10 protein-coding genes and 1 pseudogene are annotated in these 16903 nt (G+C 70.4%); 4 read left to right on the top strand and 7 right to left on the bottom strand.

Annotated features, from left to right (window positions below; genetic code table 11):
* Positions 1-40 precede the first annotated feature (40 nt).
* From NQU54_RS10555 to NQU54_RS10540, 4 genes and pseudogenes are all read left to right on the top strand, one after another.
* Positions 41-892, top strand: coding sequence for a class II fructose-bisphosphate aldolase (locus NQU54_RS10555; protein ID WP_059149134.1), 852 nt, complete (start codon positions 41-43; stop codon positions 890-892).
* A gap of 253 nt (positions 893-1145) precedes the next feature.
* Positions 1146-1889 (top strand): integrase core domain-containing protein, encoded by a 744-nt coding sequence (locus tag NQU54_RS10550; RefSeq protein ID WP_257630896.1) that lies wholly within the window; start codon positions 1146-1148, stop codon positions 1887-1889.
* A 701-nt stretch (positions 1890-2590) separates the two neighbouring features.
* A pseudogene (locus NQU54_RS10545) lies at positions 2591-2800 on the top strand (ATP-binding cassette domain-containing protein); the annotation flags it as partial.
* A gap of 418 nt (positions 2801-3218) precedes the next feature.
* Positions 3219-5090, top strand: coding sequence for an AfsR/SARP family transcriptional regulator (locus tag NQU54_RS10540; protein WP_257630832.1), 1872 nt, complete (start codon positions 3219-3221; stop codon positions 5088-5090).
* Positions 5091-5834: 744 nt separating this feature from the next.
* On the opposite strand, the gene NQU54_RS10535 is transcribed toward NQU54_RS10540, so the two are convergent.
* The 7 genes from NQU54_RS10535 to NQU54_RS10505 all read right to left on the bottom strand — a co-directional run bounded on the left by NQU54_RS10535 (position 5835) and on the right by NQU54_RS10505 (position 16553).
* Complete coding sequence (locus tag NQU54_RS10535; protein WP_257630831.1) at positions 5835-7664, bottom strand: ABC transporter ATP-binding protein; 1830 nt, start codon at positions 7662-7664, stop codon at positions 5835-5837.
* Positions 7661-9565, bottom strand: a complete 1905-nt coding sequence (locus NQU54_RS10530; protein WP_257630830.1) for an ABC transporter ATP-binding protein — start codon at positions 9563-9565, stop codon at positions 7661-7663. The genes NQU54_RS10535 and NQU54_RS10530 overlap by 4 nt, the downstream gene beginning before the upstream one ends.
* A gap of 151 nt (positions 9566-9716) precedes the next feature.
* Positions 9717-11657, bottom strand: a complete 1941-nt coding sequence (locus NQU54_RS10525) for a condensation domain-containing protein (protein WP_257630829.1) — start codon at positions 11655-11657, stop codon at positions 9717-9719.
* A 322-nt stretch (positions 11658-11979) separates the two neighbouring features.
* Positions 11980-13182 (bottom strand): acyl-CoA dehydrogenase family protein, encoded by a 1203-nt coding sequence (locus NQU54_RS10520; protein ID WP_257630828.1) that lies wholly within the window; start codon positions 13180-13182, stop codon positions 11980-11982.
* On the bottom strand, positions 13175-14437 hold the full coding sequence (locus tag NQU54_RS10515; RefSeq protein ID WP_257630827.1) for a type III PLP-dependent enzyme domain-containing protein: 1263 nt from the start codon (positions 14435-14437) through the stop codon (positions 13175-13177). Before NQU54_RS10515 ends, NQU54_RS10520 begins: the two co-directional genes overlap by 8 nt.
* On the bottom strand, positions 14434-15942 hold the full coding sequence (locus NQU54_RS10510; protein WP_257630826.1) for a class I adenylate-forming enzyme family protein: 1509 nt from the start codon (positions 15940-15942) through the stop codon (positions 14434-14436). The genes NQU54_RS10515 and NQU54_RS10510 overlap by 4 nt, the downstream gene beginning before the upstream one ends.
* Entirely contained in the window at positions 15942-16553 is a 612-nt protein-coding gene (locus NQU54_RS10505; protein ID WP_257630825.1) for a hypothetical protein, read from the bottom strand. The genes NQU54_RS10510 and NQU54_RS10505 overlap by 1 nt, the downstream gene beginning before the upstream one ends.
* Positions 16554-16903 lie beyond the last annotated feature (350 nt).

Here is a 16903-nt window from a genome sequence, read left to right as displayed (position 1 = left end):
CGTACTCACCGAACCGACATGAAAGCGAGGGGACACCTTTATGCCCCTGGTTCCCACGCGCGAACTCGTCTCGAAGGCCGCCGCCGCAGGCCGGGCCGTCGCGGCGTTCAACGTGATCACGCTGGAGCACGCCGAGGCGATCACCGCCGGCGCGGCCGCCGCGGGCGCCCCGGGGGTGATCCTGCAGATCAGCGAGAACGCCGTACGGTTCCACGGCGGCCGGGTCGAGCCCATCGCGCGGGCCGCGGCCGAGGTCGGCAAGGCCTGTGACGTCGATGTCGCACTGCACATGGACCACGTGACGGACATGCGGCTGCTGCGCACGGCGGCCGACGCGGGGTTCTCCTCCGCGATGTTCGACGCCGGGGCGCAGCCGTACGCCGAGAACCTCGCCGCCACCCGCGCCGCGGCCCAGTGGGCCCACGGCGCGGGCCTGTGGCTGGAGGCCGAACTCGGCTATGTGGGCGGCAAGCCCGACGCTCCCGCGAGCGCCCACGCTGCCGGGGTGCGCACCGACCCGCAGGAGGCGGCGCGCTATGTCGCGGACACCGGCGTGGACGCCCTGGCCGTCGCCGTCGGCAGCAGCCACGCGATGACCGAACGCTCCGCGACCCTGGACCACGCGCTCATCGAACGCCTGCGGGAGGCCGTGCCCGTACCTCTGGTGCTGCACGGTTCGTCGGGCGTCGGCGACGACGATCTGCGACAAGCCGTCCAGGCGGGCATCGTGAAGATCAACATCGGTACCGCTCTCAACGTCGCGTTCACCGGCGCGGTCCGCGAAGCGCTGGGGGCCCGGCCCGACCTGACCGACCCCCGCCCCTACGTCGCCCAGGGCCGGGAGACGATGGCGGAGACGGTCCGGGTCCTTCTCGGTGTGGTGAGTGGCTGAGCGGGCCCGAAGCTTTCCCGCACCTGATGTCGCCTGGTCGGTGACGGGTTCCGTGCGTCGTGGGCACCGCCCCCGTGCTGTGATCATGAGTATTCGAGGGTGTCTGGGGTGTGCGGCTGTCACCCTGCGTAGTGCGGTCTACCGCAGTTGGGGTGCAGGCAGCGTGATGCCTGTCCCGCTCGGAAACACGATCCTGGACGTGACCTGCAAGCTTTTCCGCCAGAACCCGCACAGCATCTGGGACGATCCTTCGATGGTGCTGTCGATTGTCACCGCGCTGGCCAGAAACCTGGTCATGGTGCCCGCTGCCGTGCTGCGCAGCCGCGTGGCCAAGGACGCGGAGGTGTTGGCGCTCCGGCACGAGAACTCGGTGCTGCGTCGTCAGATCGCGCGGGTCCGCTACGAGCCGGCCGATCGGATCTGGCTGGCCGCGCTGTCGCGGTTGGTGCCTCGCGGGCGACGGCGGGAGGTCTTCGCAGTCACGCCGTACGCTCTGGTCTTCATCGAGCACGGCACCCGGCGCGTTCACCTCGCCGGCGTCACCGCCCACCCCACCGCCGAGTGGACCACGCAGCAGGCGAGGAACCTCGCCATGACGTTGGGGTGCCGGATGGACCCACTGCGCTTCCTGCTCCGGGACCGGGACTCGAAGTACACCAGGTCCTTCGACGCCATCTTCGACGCAGACGACATGCAGGTCCTACTCAGCCCACCCCAGGCACCGAGAGCGAACGCGATCTGCGAGAGAGTCGTCGGCACCCTACGCCGCGAGATCCTCGACCTGATCCTCATCTACAACGCGACTCACGCCCACGCAGTACTCACCGCTTACATCAGGCACTACAACCAACACCGCCCCCATCAATCTCGGCAGCAACTACCTCCAGACAGCACCGAACCGCCCGTCCCGGCCACTGTTGCTGACCTCCAAGCCCATCGAATCCAGCGACAACCTGTCCTCGACGGTCTGATAAACGAATACCGTCACGCTGCCTGACCGCACCGCATCGCCGCAGCTCACAGAGCTGAATCGTATTTTCGAGCGGCACAGGGGACCTCAGCCTGGCCTCCAGCATCTCCTTCGCCGCCCCCGACAAGCCCGCGGCTCCTGCCACCACCGCAAGCCCCGCGCTGAACGTAGCCGAACTCTACGCATGTCTGGTTCGCGACCTGCAGACGGGCAGCCGGTCCGCACCCGATTTCGCCCACGCGCGGCACAATACCGACCTGATGGCGGCCGTGTCCCAGGCCGCGAGGTCTGGGCGGCGCTGGACGTCCGCGAACAGCTGACGATCCGGTGACCCCCTGGACAACGAAGAGCGCCACCGGGCTGCCGGACCCCGAACCGGCTGCGCGGCAGCTCCTGCCCCGCCGCCTCCCACCAGGCAGCGGTCGTGCGGGCGCCGAGCCGTATCTGTTTCCACCGACACTCGGCGATGAAACGTTCGGTCCTGTCCCGTGGCAGCTCATTGAGGTTTGGCCAGTTCATCGACTCAGGGCGGGGGTCTCTCCTTCTTGAGGACTACCCAGCAACGCCCGTCTTCGACTCAAGGCCGGAGCAGTAACGGGCATGCGGTCGGATGTCTGAGATTTCGCCGGCACAGACAATGGAAGCCACAGCGAAATCCTGTTGATCCACCTCGGCGGGCCCTCGGCATCTTCCGGTCCAACGACCCCATACGACAGAAGCACTTCATCGTGACCGCCTTCCCCCCCAGCGCTCCCACCACGGCCCGCCCTGCCGTGGCCGCGGCCCGCGCAACGGACCTGACCAAGGTCTACGGACAGGGCGAGACCCAGGTGGTCGCCCTGGACAGCGTCTCTGTCGGGTTCCGGCAGACCGAATTCACAGCAATCATGGGACCTTCGGGATCCGGCAAGTCCACGCTCATGCACTGCATGGCCGGACCAGGCAGTGGCATTGCCCTGACCGCGACGCCTGAGCGGCGCCATGCACCGGTACCTGACTTCCCTCTCACCGCGGCGACTGCCAGGGCGCCGCCCGGGTCCTGTCCCCGTCCGACGCCGTCGCGCGCCGTTCGCACGGTGCTGGTCACGGCCACGGACGTGCGGAACCTCGTCGACACACCGAGCGGACGACCAGATGGCCATCCGCCCTCCCCGGCATCGATAAAAGTCCGGGAAGGCGGCCTGCGACGGTGCCCCAACCCGGGGCGACCGCGCCGCCGATGGGGGCGTGGGTTTGGTGTTGTTTGGTGTTGCGGCTGTTCGCATGGGCAGTGAAGTCGTCTGGGTTCTCTGGCAGTGGTGGGGGACGGACCACCGCCTTCGAGGCGGCCGTACCGTTTCTCCTCAGGAGGTTGGATTGATCCCCGGGCTTGGATTCGACGTACTCGGCGAGATGCGCGCCTATCGGGACGGCACGGAGCTGCCCCGGCTGGGGGCACCGCAGCAGCAGGGCACTTTGCTGGTTCTCCTACTGCTGGCGGGCCATGCCGTGTCGATGACCCAACTCGTCAAGGCACTGTGGGGCGAGGAGCCCCCCGCCGCGGCCGTACGCAGCATCCGGACCCACATCTGGCGGCTGCGCGGCCTCCTGGGCAGCGAGGGCTCGCCCGCGCACGAGCTGCTCTCCGTGGGGGATGGCTACCGCCTGGACATCGGCGCATCCGCCGTGGACGCCAACCGTGCGGAGGCGATGCTGAAGAAAGCCTTGCGGCTGCGGCTCGCCGGGCAGTCCGACACGGCAAGCGACATACTCGACGAAGCCATGGACCTGTGGCGCGGCGATCCGCTGGCCGGCGTGCCGGGCCCCTTCGCCGAACGGCAGCGTGACAGGCTCTCCGAACTGCGCCTGACCGTCACCGAAGAGCAACTGGAACTCGACCTCGCCCGTGGCCGCCACCAGATGACCATATTGCGCTTACGGGAACTGGCCGACGCGTATCCCCTTCGCGAACGGCTGCACGGCCTGCTGATGCGGGCCCTGTACGCGGCGGGACGCCAGGCCGACGCGCTGGCCGTGTTCAACGCGACCCGCACCCTTCTGGTGGAGGAGTACGGTCTCGAACCCGGTCCCCAGCTGACGGAGCTTCACCAGCGGATTCTGCAGGGGGACCTGCTTCCGGCGACCGTCACCGAGACGGTGACGGTGACGCCGCCCGGCTCGGCCCGCCTCGTCCCCGCGCAACTGCCGCCCGACCTGCCGGACTTCACCGGCCGGACTGCCGAGATCGACGAGTTGTGCGAGCTGCTGACCGGGAGCCGGGGCAGCGCGCCGGCCGTCGTCTCGCTCACCGGTATGAGTGGGGTGGGCAAGAGCGTGCTGGCTGTGCACGTGGCGCACAGAGTGCGCGACGCCTATCCCGACGGCCAGTTGTTCTGGGACCTGCGGGGCAGCGGCGACCGTCCGGCGCACAGCAGCGAGGTGCTGGCGGGGTTCCTGTCCGCACTGGGCGTGGAAGCGGTGCCTGCCGGCACGGCAGCCCGCTGTCGGATGTTCCGCTCCCTGCTGGACGGCAGGAAGATGCTCCTGGTGCTGGACGATGCACGCGATGCGGACCAGGTGCGGGACCTGCTGCCGGGGTCGTCCAGCTGCGCCGTGGTCGTCACCCACCGCGCGCGGCTAGCCGGGCTGCCGCTCACCCGCCAGCTGGGACTGCGTTCCTTCACCCACCACGAGGCACTGGAACTGCTCGGCCGGACCCTCGGGCGGCACCGACTGGAGCGGGAACCCGACGAGGCATTGTTCCTCACCGAGGCCTGCGGCGGGCTGCCGCTGGCGCTACGCATCCTGGCGACCCGTTTAGCGGCCCGTCCGGACTGGTCCCTCGCCGTCATGGGCGAGCGGCTCGGCAACGAGCGGCGTACCGTCGCGGAACTGCAGGTGGGCGGACTCTCCGTGAGCAACGCCCTGGAATCCGGCTACCGTAGGTTACCGCCGGAGCAGGCACGCGCCCTGCGGCTGCTCGCGAGGGGCACGGGTGAGCAGATCACGCTCTCCGCCGCCGCGACAGTGCTCCACGCCGACCGGTTCGCGACGGAGGACCTCCTCGAGGCGCTCGTGGACGCGGTGCTGCTGGAACCCGCGACACCTGGCAGCTACACCATGCACCCTCTGGTCCGCCGCTTCGCCCGCCATCACACACGGGCGAAGGAGACCGCGAAACTTCGCACGGTGCCCGCCCTGTCCGCCGCCTCGCGGTGGACCACGTACGCCGTGTCCCAGCCGAAATGACGACGGCCCCGAAGGTGCCGGGGCCCGCGGGCGTGGGAGCCATCGCAGGTTCCCGGACCGGTCCGTCCGGACGAAACGGTCTCCATCGCACGCAGCGTGGCCCGCAGCCCCCCTGTGGTGGCGAACACCGCGAGGAAGTCCTCCAACTGCTCGTGCGGACGAACGCTGTTGCGTGCGACCGCGACGGCGTCGGTTCCCCGGACCGCGACGTCGGCCGGGCAGGAGGCCGGCGGGCACGCCTCGTTGCGGCCGGGTACCGAAGGTCCGCATACGGAGCGCCCCGTGCGCACCGCGGCCGACGGCTGTTCGGGGCCCGGGGTCCGGTCCGAAGAGGGCCGCCGGGAGCAGGCCCCGCCAGCCGCCGCAATGCGTCCGGGCCGAGACGGACGTCACGGCGCGAAAGCTCATGCAGGGTCACGAAGAAGAGGCGGGGGAACCCTACGACACCAGCCCTGCTCCCAACCCGTTCGACCCTACGGCCGGGCCGCCGATCGGGCAGGTGGCCGAGCGGGGGCGTTCGTGTGGCTCAGGGCCCCGGTGCGGTGCCCGGTCACCGGACCGGTGGGAGTCCGGGAGACACGCCACCGCCTCCCGTCCGGTTCACGCCGCGAGGTGGGATCGCCGCAGCCGCGCCGCAAGATCCGCAGTGTGCGGGCGACTCGCAGGGGCGGGCGGTGCCCAGGAACGGCTGGGCGTTCCTGCGGAACGCGAGGGCTGGTCCACAGGGCTGCTCCTGAGCCCTTCTTATCGGCTGCCCTCCTCCTGATAGGCCTCGGCCTGGGTCCTGTACAACTCCGCGTAGTGGCCGCCTGCGACCAGTAGCTCGGCATGGGTGCCCTGTTCGCTGACGCGGCCGCCGTGCAGGACCACGATGTGGTCGGCTCCCCGAACGGTGGAGAAGCGATGGGAGACCAGGAGGGTGATCCGGCCGGGGTCCGCACCCGCCTGCCGCATGAACAGTTCGTACAGTTCGTGCTCGGCCAGCGGGTCGAGGGCGGCGGTGGGTTCGTCCAGTACGAGCAGCAGCGGGTGTCGGCGCATCAGGGCGCGGGCCAGCGCCAGGCGTTGCCACTGCCCCTGGGAGAGTTCCGCTCCTCCGTAGACCGTGCCCAGTTGGGTGTCCAGGCCATCGGGCAACCGGTTGACGATCGGGTCGGCCCCTGCCTCATGCACTGCACGGGCCACCTCCTCCCGGTTGTCCATCGCGTCCGGATCGCCGATCCCCACGGTGTGACGGACGGGCAGCTGAAAACGGACGAAGTCCTGGAAGGCGCCGGTGAGACGACGGCGCCAGGCCATGGTGTCCAGTTCGTCCAGCGGAACGCCGCCGACCTCGATCCTCCCTGCGGTGGGCGCGTACATCCCGCTCAGCAGTTTGATCAGGGTGGTCTTGCCCGCACCGTTCACCCCTACTACGGCGACAGTGGATCCGGGCCGCAGCGTGAGGTTCACCCCGGACAGGACCGGCTCCTGCGAACCGGGGTAGGTGAAGGCGACGTCCTGCACCTGGATGGCGTGCTCCGGCGTGTGAGGGACGAGGCGGGTGCCGGTGGGCCGCTGCCGACGAGCGTAGGCCAGCAGCCACAGGTAGTGGCCGGTGGTGTCGCCGGCCTCGGCGACACGGGAATAACCGGAGACGGTCCCGCGGATCTGAAGACGCAGCTGGGTGCCCAGAGTGATGACCAGCATCAGATCCCCGAGCGAGGCCGCGTCCCGGGCGACCAGCCAGGTGGTGAGGACCAGGGCTGCGATGAACCCGGCCGCATAGCAGACCCAGCCGGTGAGCTGCCAGCCGATCGCCCCGAGCCGGGCCTTGAGGACGACGGTGGCCACGCGAGTGCGGGCGGCGTGGGCGGTCTCGTCCAGAACGGCACCGGCTCCGGCCAGGTAGATCTCCTTACCCGTTTCGGGTGTCAGGAACATGCGGTGGATCCGGTCCTCGAGACGCTGGTCCTCGGCCGTGGCGGCACGGGCCGCGGCAAGGCTGCGTTTGGCCCGCTCGGCCGCCCACAGCGGGGGAAACGCAAGCAGCGCCAGGACGGCGAGGGCCGGGTGGACACCGGCCAGGAGCCACACCGACAGCCCGGCGCTGATCACGTCGATCGCGGTGTCGCTCAGGGACCAGCAGGATCCGGCCAGTGCGCCGGTCTGGCGACGCAGCAGCTCAAGGCGGTTGAGGTAGTCGGGACGTTCGAGGTGCTCAAGGGTGGGGATGGAGGCGGTGGCGGTGAGGATCTCCCGGTTCACCTCAAGGTCCACGCGGTCGGTGAGGTCGTGCTGGTAGTTGTACCGGACGCGGTTGCCCGCCGCGGCGGTGACATGACCGGCCACCCCGATCAGGACAGCTAGGACCAGGGCACCGAGCGGATGCCCGCCGGCGCTCTGCGCCGCGTCGACGACCCGGCGCTGGCTCAGGCCCGTGGCCGCGACCGCGCCCGTCTGGGCGAGGGAGAGGGCGACGACCACGCCCACCACAGGAGGGTCGATACGCCATGCCAGGGCGAAGGTGTGGCGCGCGGTCCGCAGGGTGCCGGACCCGGACCTCGCCGCGCCTGCGGAGCTCTTCGCACTCATCGTGCGGCTTCCTTCTCTCCGGTGCGGGGCCCGGTGTCGGTGAAACGGGCGGCCTGGAGCCTGAAGAGTCGGGCGTACTCGCCGCCGTCGTCCAGCAGTTCGCGGTGGGTGCCCTGCTCGGTGACCTGCCCGGCCTCCAGGAGGACGATCCGGTCCGCCTGACGCACCGTCGACAGGCGGTGCGAGATGAGCACCACCGTCGCCCCGGTGACCTCGGCGACGACCTGACGGTAGAAGCGGGCCTCCGCATGGACGTCCAGGTGGGCCGTCGGCTCGTCCAGGACCAGCAGGTCCCGGCCGTGTTCGACGGCAAAGACGGCGCGCGCGATCGCGACGCGCTGCCACTGGCCGCCGGAAAGGTCCGTGCCGCCGGTGCGGTCGGCGCTGAGCAAAGTGTCATAGCCGTCGGGACTCCGGTCGGCGAGGACGTCGACGCCGGCGCGGCGCGCGGCGGCTCGGATCCCCTCCTTGTCGTGGCGGTGTTCGGGCGCCGAGAGGGCGATGTTGTCAGCGAGCGAGAGCGGATAGCGGTTGAAGTCCTGGAAGACGACCGCGACGCGCTTGCGCCACGCCGACGCCCCCGCCGCGTCCAGGGGCCGTCCGTCGACCAGCAGACGGCCGGCGGTCGGGAGGTAGAGGCCGGACAGCAGTTTGATCAGGGTGGTCTTGCCGACGCCGTTGTGCCCGACCAGTGCCAGCACTTCGCCGGAACGGACGGTCAGGTCAAGACCGTCGATGACCCGGTGCTGACTGCCGGGGTAGGCGAAGACGAGCCCTTCGGTGCGCAGAGTCGCCGGGGCACCCTCTTCCGGGGTGGCCGACGGCTCGCCGGCCTGCCGGACATCGGTGCCGGCGGACGTGGCGATCCCGTGTTGCGTGGTGTTCAGACGCTCCAGCGCGCGGACCGCGCCGAGGCCGTACTCGATGTCGAATGCCTCGCGCCCCATGGAGGCGATCTGGAAGACGCCCCATGCGGCAACGATCACAGTCATCAAGGCGCTGACGGAAAGGTCGCCGCGCGCGGCGGCCAGCCCCGGCAGGAGCAGCGCGGAGCCGGCGGCGATCGCTGCCAGCAGAGCGATCCAGCCTTGCTGACGCAGGATCTCACGGCGAGCCGACCAGATCGTTTCCGCCCAGGCCAGCAGTTCGTGAGTACGCCGCCGGACCACCCACTCGTGCAGGCCGAAAAGACGGACCTCCTTGGCGGCCGGCCCGGTCGAGGCGACATCACTCCAGTACTCCGCCCGGCGCCGCATGCTCTCGCGCTCGTCGCGCACCTCGGCGAGGTGCACCCACCAGCGCCGGATCAGCGCCCGGTTGACGGCGCAGACCACCAGCAGGACGACGGCGAGCCAAGGAGAGAAGGACACGGCGATCACGGCGGCGGAGCCCAGCGCCCCCAGAAAGCGGAAGCACAGACGGAGTTGGCCCACCGCCGCGGTTCCCGGTGATCGGACCCGGCCCTCGCCGACGTCCGAGGCACGTGCGGCTTCATCGGCGAAGACCGGGTCCTCCAGGTGCGCCATGCTCGACGGTGCCATGGCCAGGCGACGGACCCGACGCCGTATACGCGCGTCGATGCGTCCGGCGTTGTACTGCTCCAGGGTTCTGCCCAGCGAGGTGAGGATCTCGTCGGCCACCAGCAGCGCGGAGACGGCGATCAGCGGCCACGCCACTGCCGAGACGGTTTCCCGCCCGGTGGCGGCGCCGGTGAGTCCGGCCACCAGCCAACCGGTGGCCACCGCGGTGAGCGCGGGCACCGCCGCCGCCCACAGGTGGACCAGGACGAGGAGACCGCTGACACGGCGGTCGGCTGCGGAGAGCCGCAGAAGGTCGAGACGGTCTGTGAGCAGGGACTTGGTGAGGGGTGTCGTCCCGCCCGCATCTCGATCGGTGGACATCCTGTTCAACCGTCCCCCAGAGGATCCGTACCCGTCGGAGACGGGCGTTCTCGCTGCGAAGCCGTCCACCGACGGGTTCGCCGGTCCGTGACGTCGTCCGACGGTCCGGGAAGGTGGGCCGGAGAGGGCTCTGTGCCGGCAGTCGTGGTACTCATCGGCCGAGCGATTCCCGGTGCGGGGCGCAGAGCTCCGCCACAGCACGCAGGGGCCACGGTCCCAGCAGATCGTCCGGGGTGGGTCCCGCGAATCCCAGCGACGCGAGATGCTTCACCACTGCTGGTGCCATGACGGCGGTTCCTCCCTGTTGCGCGTAAGAAAGATCCAGATCGACCTCGGCGTCGTCCATGGCCGCCGACAGGGCTGTCGTCAGCGCCCGGTCGCCCGCCCCGGCGGTCCGACGGTCCGAGTCGCGGTGGACGGCGGACGCGGTGGCTGTGCCAGGCGCGATGTCGGTGGGCAGCGAGGCGCCGGGTTCCAGCAGCCTGTCGCGCCAATCGAACTCATGCGGGCAGATGAGGTCCGTTTCCTCACGCAGCGCGGCCAGGATGCGAGCTCGCACTTCCGCCTGCCTGCCCGGCTCGCCGACGAGCCGGGCAACGAGGGCATGTTCACGTGGGGGGCGTTCCGCGACGCGGACCGAAGCAGCTTCGACCCCCTCGACCGTGCGGATCAATCGCTCCAGTTCGGACGTGTTCACCCAGCTGTGATCAATGTGGACCCAGCCCTCGCCGTAGTGTGAGACCGGTAGTCCGAAACGCTCCACCACCTCCGTCACCGTTGTGTTCGCCAGGTCCGGTTCGTCCGCCCAGGCCATCAGGAACCGTTCCATCCCGGTCAGCATCCTGTCGATCTGGTCCTGCCCGATCACGGTCCGGTGTCCGATGAGGTCCAGGATCGCTTCTCCGTCCTTCGGGTAGCTCCTCAGGCAGAGATCGGTGTATTCATCGCGCCACAGGCACTCAAGCCTCTTGATGGAACTCGGCCGGACCTCTGCGGGGTGGGTCGGGATGCCGGGGCCCTGCAGCGCCTCCTTGAATCGGCTGCTGCAGTTGATGATCGTGCCCAGCCGGATCGGGTGACCGCGCTGTGCCTCCACTCGCGCTTTCAGGTCCCGGAACCGCAGATATGAGTACTGTGCATGCCTGGCTCCTACGAGAGTGCGATGCTCGGTTTCGGTCATCAGCTCGCCGATGGTGACGTCCGGTAATGGGTTCACAGAGACCAGCGCCTCCTGGAAAAAGCAACCGACCGAGTTCTCAAGCTCCTGGAACCGGTTTGAAAAGTTGGTTCTGAAGACGACCCTGGGGTTTCCGGAGAGCGCGGCGACAGCTACGGAGAATATGGTGGACAGCATGGAGGACACACTGGATCCGGATTTCCTGTCCGTTTTTCGCAGGGCCAGGAGGAGTCGAGAGGACCGAAGGGACGACCGCTGGTAGCGATTCCCGGCCTCCGCATGCGGGTACGCGCCCGCGGTGGAACGAAAGCGGGGAAACTGCGCCGCCGGCGCGGAGGACAGAACATCCTCGCAGTGTCGCAGGGCCCTGCCATTCCGTGCATCGCGCATGCCTGATGCCTGCTGCCGTGCGAGCGACGACGGCTGCACCCTCACCTGTCGCCGTTCAGCGGCTGCCCGAGGGCCCGCACTCCGCGAGGAGAGGCCAAGATCCCTTTCCAGTTCCGCTCGTACGACAGAGAGGCTCGCCCCATCAGCCGAGATGTGGTTCAGCAGCAGTACGAGCGTTTTTACGCGTTGGTTCTCCATCGTGAATCCCAAGCGGAGCGGGAGATTCGCGGATTGATCCATAGGCGGGTCGAAGAGGGCATGAAAGACTGCCTCGACCTCTTCCGGTCCGTCGCCTTCCCGACGGACCGGAAGAGGATCCTCGAACCGATCGAGTACCAGTTGAAAAGGGACACCGGAGCAGTCGGTCGGATAAAGGGTCCGCAGAGCCTCGTGCCGGAACATCAGGTTTCGGACGGCATCGACCACCGACTTTTCCGAGGCGCCCGGTCCCGGTATCCGGATGGTAAGCGGAATCTTCGCGCTGTCGACGACGGGGAGGGGGAGATGATACTGGTACCAGTACATCTCCTGAGACCACATCAGAGGGGCTCGAACCCCCTCGGCAGGAGACGATATATGCGTTTCCCTACTCATGGAGTCCTGCCGGCGAGTCATCTTTCTCCTTTCGACAAGAGCAGCGCACACGAAAATCCACGACGTTCACGAGATGTCCGGTCCTGCCGGTCTGCCGGCCTTCGTACGGGCAAAGACGTGCTCGACGTGAGCGCGGACCTGTGTGGGGAACTGTCGCGTTCCTCTTTCCGGGCCGGGCATCGCCCGGTCCGGGTCGAGGGCGGCACAGCGCAGTCGGCGCTGCGGAACGCCGGCGTATCCGCCTCAGGCGGGTTCACAGCAGCGTGACACCGCGGTCGAGCAGGCACAGCGCTCCGTTGGCCGTCCACAAGCGGTCGTTGGAGTAGTTCAGCGCGGCGGAACGCAGATCCCGCAGCGTCCGCTCCAGTGGGACGGGCGAGTCCGTGCCATAGCCGACCGCCAGTCCAGCAAGCTGCACCATGCGGTCGACCGCCTGATAGGTCAGCTCCGAAGCGGCCGTCTTCAGGGAGTTGAGGTGGATCTGCACCTCGGCGGAGTCCGGCCGGGACCGGTCGGCGCGTACTCGCTCCACCTCTTGGCGCACCCCGCCGAGGTATCCGCTGACCAGTTCCAGGTCGAGCCTTATCCGGCCGAGGCGCTCGTGCACCAGGGGCGAGGAGAGGCGCTCGCGCTGCTCCCTGCTGAGCCAGCGCAGCAGAGCGGAGAAGGAGGAGCGGGCGGCGCCGAGCCAGCAGGCGCTCCAGGCCAGGTGTCCCACCGGGATCATGCTGTCCAGGGCGACCTCCCGGAAGCCACCGGGCGGCCCGACGACCTGGTCCGGGGGCACCGCACCGGAGAGTTTCAGCGCCCCGCTGGCCGTGCCCCGCATCCCCAGGGTGTTCCAACCGCCGGTTGCCTCGACCGTGAGCGCGTCGCGGTCGGCGTAGACCAGGCTGACCGCGTGCCCGTCCGCGTGGGCCGTATCGCGCATGGTGATCAGGAAGCCGTCGGCGTGCTCTCCTCCGGTGACCACCGGGGCCTCGCGCCGCAGCAGGATCTCCTCCTCGATGCCACGCTCCAGAGCGTCGGCTGCGGAGAGCAGGTGGCCTCCGGTCACCGTCCCGGTGGTGACGGAGGCCAAATACACCTCGCCGGCGGCCACCCGCGGCAGCAACTCCGCGGCCAGACGCGGGCCGGCGTGTCGCACCAGCACGTCGGCCTGCTGGCAGTGCATCGCCCAGATCATCGCCGTGGAGAGGCAGGCTCCGGCGAGGCGCTGCGCCACCGTGACCAGGTCGGCCAGGTCGCGGCCCATGCCTCCGTACCGGCGGGGTATCAGGAAGCCGAGGTAGCCCGCACTGCGCAGGGCCGCGAGGTTCTCCTCGGGGAAGCATGCGGTGCGGTCGACGCCCGCGGCGTTGACCGCGAGCAGGGCGACCAGCGCGTCCAGGTCGTCCTGCGCCCTGCCGTCGCAGGCTGGTCGGGCGGGGATGGGGCGGGTGCGGGACTCAGACAAGGGGAGCCACTTTCTCCGAGCTGATGACCAGGCGGCGGGCGCTGTGGATCCGGGCGCCCTCGACGACGACCTCGACCGGGCCGGTGTGGCTCAGGAAGCCGAGCAGGCTGGCGGTCGGGCCGTAGGCGCCGGTGTTGGGCACGGCGAGCAACTGCCCCGGCCGCGGATCGACCAGACGGGCCGAGGCGTTGAGCACGTCCAGCGGGGTGCACAGCGGGCCGGCCAGCGTCACCGCCGTCTCCTCGCCGGCGCCGCTCCCGCCAACGGTGAAGGGCTGGGCACTGGGCGCCATCAGGCGGCCGAGGCCGGTCATCCCGCCGAGCACGTGCACCCCGGCGTCCAGCACCACGAAGGTCCGGCCGCCGGATGCCTTGACGTCCAGGATCCTGGTGAGCAGGGTGCCGGCGGTGGCCGTCAGGTAGCGGCCCGACTCGAAGAGGATATGCGGCCTGCCCCGGCGCCAGCCCGGGAATGCCGTGTCCAGCTCACTCTTGAGGCCCGCAGCGAGGTCCGGATGGCGGGCCAGCGCGCCCGGCCGTGCCATGGGTGCTGGAAACCCACCGCCGAGTGCGAGCAGTCGCGGGGCGAACTCTGCCGCGCCGCACACGGTACGGACGGCGGCGAGGGCGCTGCGGAACTCCTGGAGCAGCGCGGCGGGCTCGTCGACGTTGGTGGCGCTGAAGGTGTGGGTGCCCACGGGGCGGACCCGGCCGCGGGCCCGCAGCAGTGCGGCGATCTCCTGCCGGTTGGCCAGGTCGGTGCCGAACGCGGTGGGCCGCCCGGTCATGCGCAGGGCGCCGCGCGCGCTGCCCCGGGGGGTGTTGAGCCGTACGAGGTATTCGGCGTGGACACCCAGCAGCTGGCAGGCGTCGGCCAGCCGGTCTCGGTCGACCAGCGACTCCACCGAGAAACAGCGCACCCCGGCCGTCAGGGCCCCGACCAGGTGCTGGAAATCCTTGCCCGGTCCGGTGTACATGATCTTTTCCGGTGGGCAGCCGGCATCGAGGGCGGCTGCGAGTTCGCCGGGTGAGCTGACCTCCGCACCGTTGCCACCGGTGACCAGCCGGCCGACGACCGCCGGATGCGGATTCGCCTTCAGCGAGTACATCAAGCCGCTGGGGGCGGGCAGATCCGCGGTGAGCATCGCGGCCGCGGCGCTCACCGCGGCCAGTTCGTAGACGTACGCCGGCGTGCCGTATTCCTGGGCGATCCGGCTGAGCAGGTCGGGCATCACGGTGTGCCCGGGGCGGCTCATCGCTGCCACCCCCCTGTGCGCAGCGCCACACGGTCCACCTTCCCGTGGGCCGTACGAGGCAGCTCCGCCAGCACGACGCAGCGGTCCGGCGCCCGCGCGGCGCCAAGTCGCTCCACCAGTGCCCGCAGCACCTCGTGCGCCGCGAGATCCGTGACCGCCCAGACGGTCAGTACGCCGGCGGCGTCGGGCGGCGCCGTGGCGGCGGCCCGCACCCCCGGAACGTCCAGCAGGGCCGTCTCCAGCTCCAGGGTGCTCATCCGCCAGCCACGGTGCTTGAAGATGTCGTCGCTCCTGCCGAGGAAGTACAGCCGCCCGTCCGGATCGATCCGGCCCGTGTCGCCCGTGTAGACGGCCGTGCCGTCGCCGTCCGGGGCCGGGCCGAAGCGGTGCGCGGTCTCCTCGGGGGCGTTCCGGTAACCGGCCATGACGTGCGGACCCGCCGATACGATCTGGCCGGCGGTGCCTGGCGGTTGCGGGCGGCCGTGCTCGTTGACGACGAACAGCCGGGTGCCCGGCAGGGCCCGGCCGACGGTGCCCGGGTGCGTCAGGTCTTCGTCGGGGTCGGCGATGGTGATGCGCTTGCACTCGGTCATCCCGTACATGCACACGAGGGAGCTGCCGGGGAACACGGCGCGGACCCGGGCGGCGTCGGCGCCGACGAGGGCCGCGCCGGTGTTGGTCAGCAGCCGCACCCGGGTGGGGCGCGGGTCGCGCCGTGCGAGCCGGGCCAGCGTGACACCGAGGGCAGGGACCAGGGGCAGCACGGTGGCGCCGCCCTCACGCAGCCGCGCCAGCTCGCCCGCGGACATCTCCCCCGGCGGCAGCACCAGTTCGGCGCCGGCGAGTGCGCAGAGGAAGAGCTGGTAGAGCCCGTAGTCGAAGGAGAGCGGCAACCGGTTCCAGACGACGTCCTGCGGTTGGTAGCCGAGGCGCTCGGCGATGGCGCGTGCGGCGAAGACCACCGCCCGGTGAGGGCAGACGATGCCCTTGGGGCGTCCGGTGGAGCCGGAGGTGTAGAGCAGCAGCGCCTCGTCCGACGCTCCGACCTGGTGGCGGGGCTCGGGGGCGGCGGCGGGGCGGACACCGTCGCGCAGCAGGGTGGAGACGCGGACCGCGGCACCGCCGGCGGCCGGGACCGGTCTGTCGGCGGTCGCCACGAGCACGGGCCGTGCGTCGGCCAGCAGGTGGGAGAGTTCGAAGTCGCTGCTCGCCGGGCGGGCCGGGACGAGGGAGCACCCGGCCCGCAGCACGCCGAAGAGCAGCGCGGCGAACTCCCGGCCCGGCGGCAGCACCGAGAGCACCCTGCCGCCCGGTTCGACGCCGTGCTCGGCGAGTCTCCTTGCGACCGTCCAACTGGCGGCGGAGAGCCGGCTCCAGGTCCAGGATCCAAAGGCGTCACGCACCGCGGGGCGCGGACCGTGCAGACGGGCGGCCCGGTCGAGGACGGCCACCAGGTCGACGGGGATGCCGGGGGCCGCCGGTGTGGTGGGAACGACGTCCGTCATCACTCGCCCTCCCCGCCCGGCCGGACCGAAGAGCGGCAGGGGCCGTCGTGCGCCGGTGACGCGTCGTGCCGCCCCGCCTGCACGACGCGGCCCTCGTCGAGCACGACGATCCGGCCGGTGTCCTCGACGGCGGTGAGGCGGTGCGCGATGACGACCAGGGTGGTTCCGGGCCCGCGCATAAGGGTGTCGGCCCGGCAGGACTGTGGATCGGCCGGATGCACTCGTCGGCCGTCGATTCGGTCCGGCACTACGAAGTGGCTGAAGTTCCGGAGCGGGAGCGCGCCCGGCGGCAGTCCGCGCAGTGCCTTCGGGACGGAGCACACGCCCCGGTGGCGGACCCCGAGGTCCCGGGCGCCGTCCGGGATCCGGCGGGCCTCGCGCGGTTGCCGGACGGAGACGATCACCCCGTGCAGGGCAAAGACCGCGGCCGGGCACGCGACGGTGTAGCCGGTGGTCCGCGTCTGCGGACGCACCGGGACCCGCGGCCGCCGCAGCGTGACGAGGGGGGCCCGCGCTGCCTTCCACGGCGGCCTGCGCTCCGCGGGCCCTCCCGGCTTGTCCCGGACCGTGTCTCGGCGCCGCAGGCGGGATTCCGCGGCGTCCACGGACATCCCGAATTCCGGAGGGGCGCCGCGCGCGCCCGTCGCCCGGGCGTGAAGGAATCGGTCCCTGAAATTCGGTGAGGCCTCGGATTCCGCCGGCGTCCCGGTGTTCTCCACCGCTGTCTCCGGAATGGCGGCTGGGTACATGACTCCTCAGACATGGGATTCGGGCAGGTATACGCGAATACCGGATCGGGGCGGGCTGCCATGCCCTTCTCCCTCAATTTAAGACCGCCGGATCTATTTCCGATCTCCGATCGATCAGCGTCCCTGCGGAGTCCGCCCCCCGTTCCGCGCCGCGGCGGTGAAGGCGTCGGCGGCCTCCGAGGTGAAGTCCCGCGCACCGGAAGGGAGTCCCT

It is taken from the genome of Streptomyces malaysiensis subsp. samsunensis (assembly GCF_024519315.1).
Lineage (GTDB): Bacteria > Actinomycetota > Actinomycetes > Streptomycetales > Streptomycetaceae > Streptomyces > Streptomyces malaysiensis.
This window is presented reverse-complemented; position numbering and strand designations above follow the sequence as displayed.

Bases quoted from the DNA above. Each gene is read 5' to 3' on its own strand.
- NQU54_RS10555 (WP_059149134.1), top strand. From the start codon at position 41: ATGCCCCTGGTTCCCACGCGCGAACTCGTCTCGAAGGCCGCCGCCGCA.
- NQU54_RS10550 (WP_257630896.1), top strand. From the start codon at position 1,146: ATGGTGCTGTCGATTGTCACCGCGCTGGCCAGAAACCTGGTCATGGTG.
- NQU54_RS10535 (WP_257630831.1), bottom strand. From the start codon at position 7,664: ATGAGTGCGAAGAGCTCCGCAGGCGCGGCGAGGTCCGGGTCCGGCACC.
- NQU54_RS10530 (WP_257630830.1), bottom strand. From the start codon at position 9,565: ATGTCCACCGATCGAGATGCGGGCGGGACGACACCCCTCACCAAGTCC.
- NQU54_RS10525 (WP_257630829.1), bottom strand. From the start codon at position 11,657: ATGTACTGGTACCAGTATCATCTCCCCCTCCCCGTCGTCGACAGCGCG.
- NQU54_RS10515 (WP_257630827.1), bottom strand. From the start codon at position 14,437: ATGAGCCGCCCCGGGCACACCGTGATGCCCGACCTGCTCAGCCGGATC.
- NQU54_RS10510 (WP_257630826.1), bottom strand. From the start codon at position 15,942: ATGACGGACGTCGTTCCCACCACACCGGCGGCCCCCGGCATCCCCGTC.
- NQU54_RS10505 (WP_257630825.1), bottom strand. From the start codon at position 16,553: ATGTCCGTGGACGCCGCGGAATCCCGCCTGCGGCGCCGAGACACGGTC.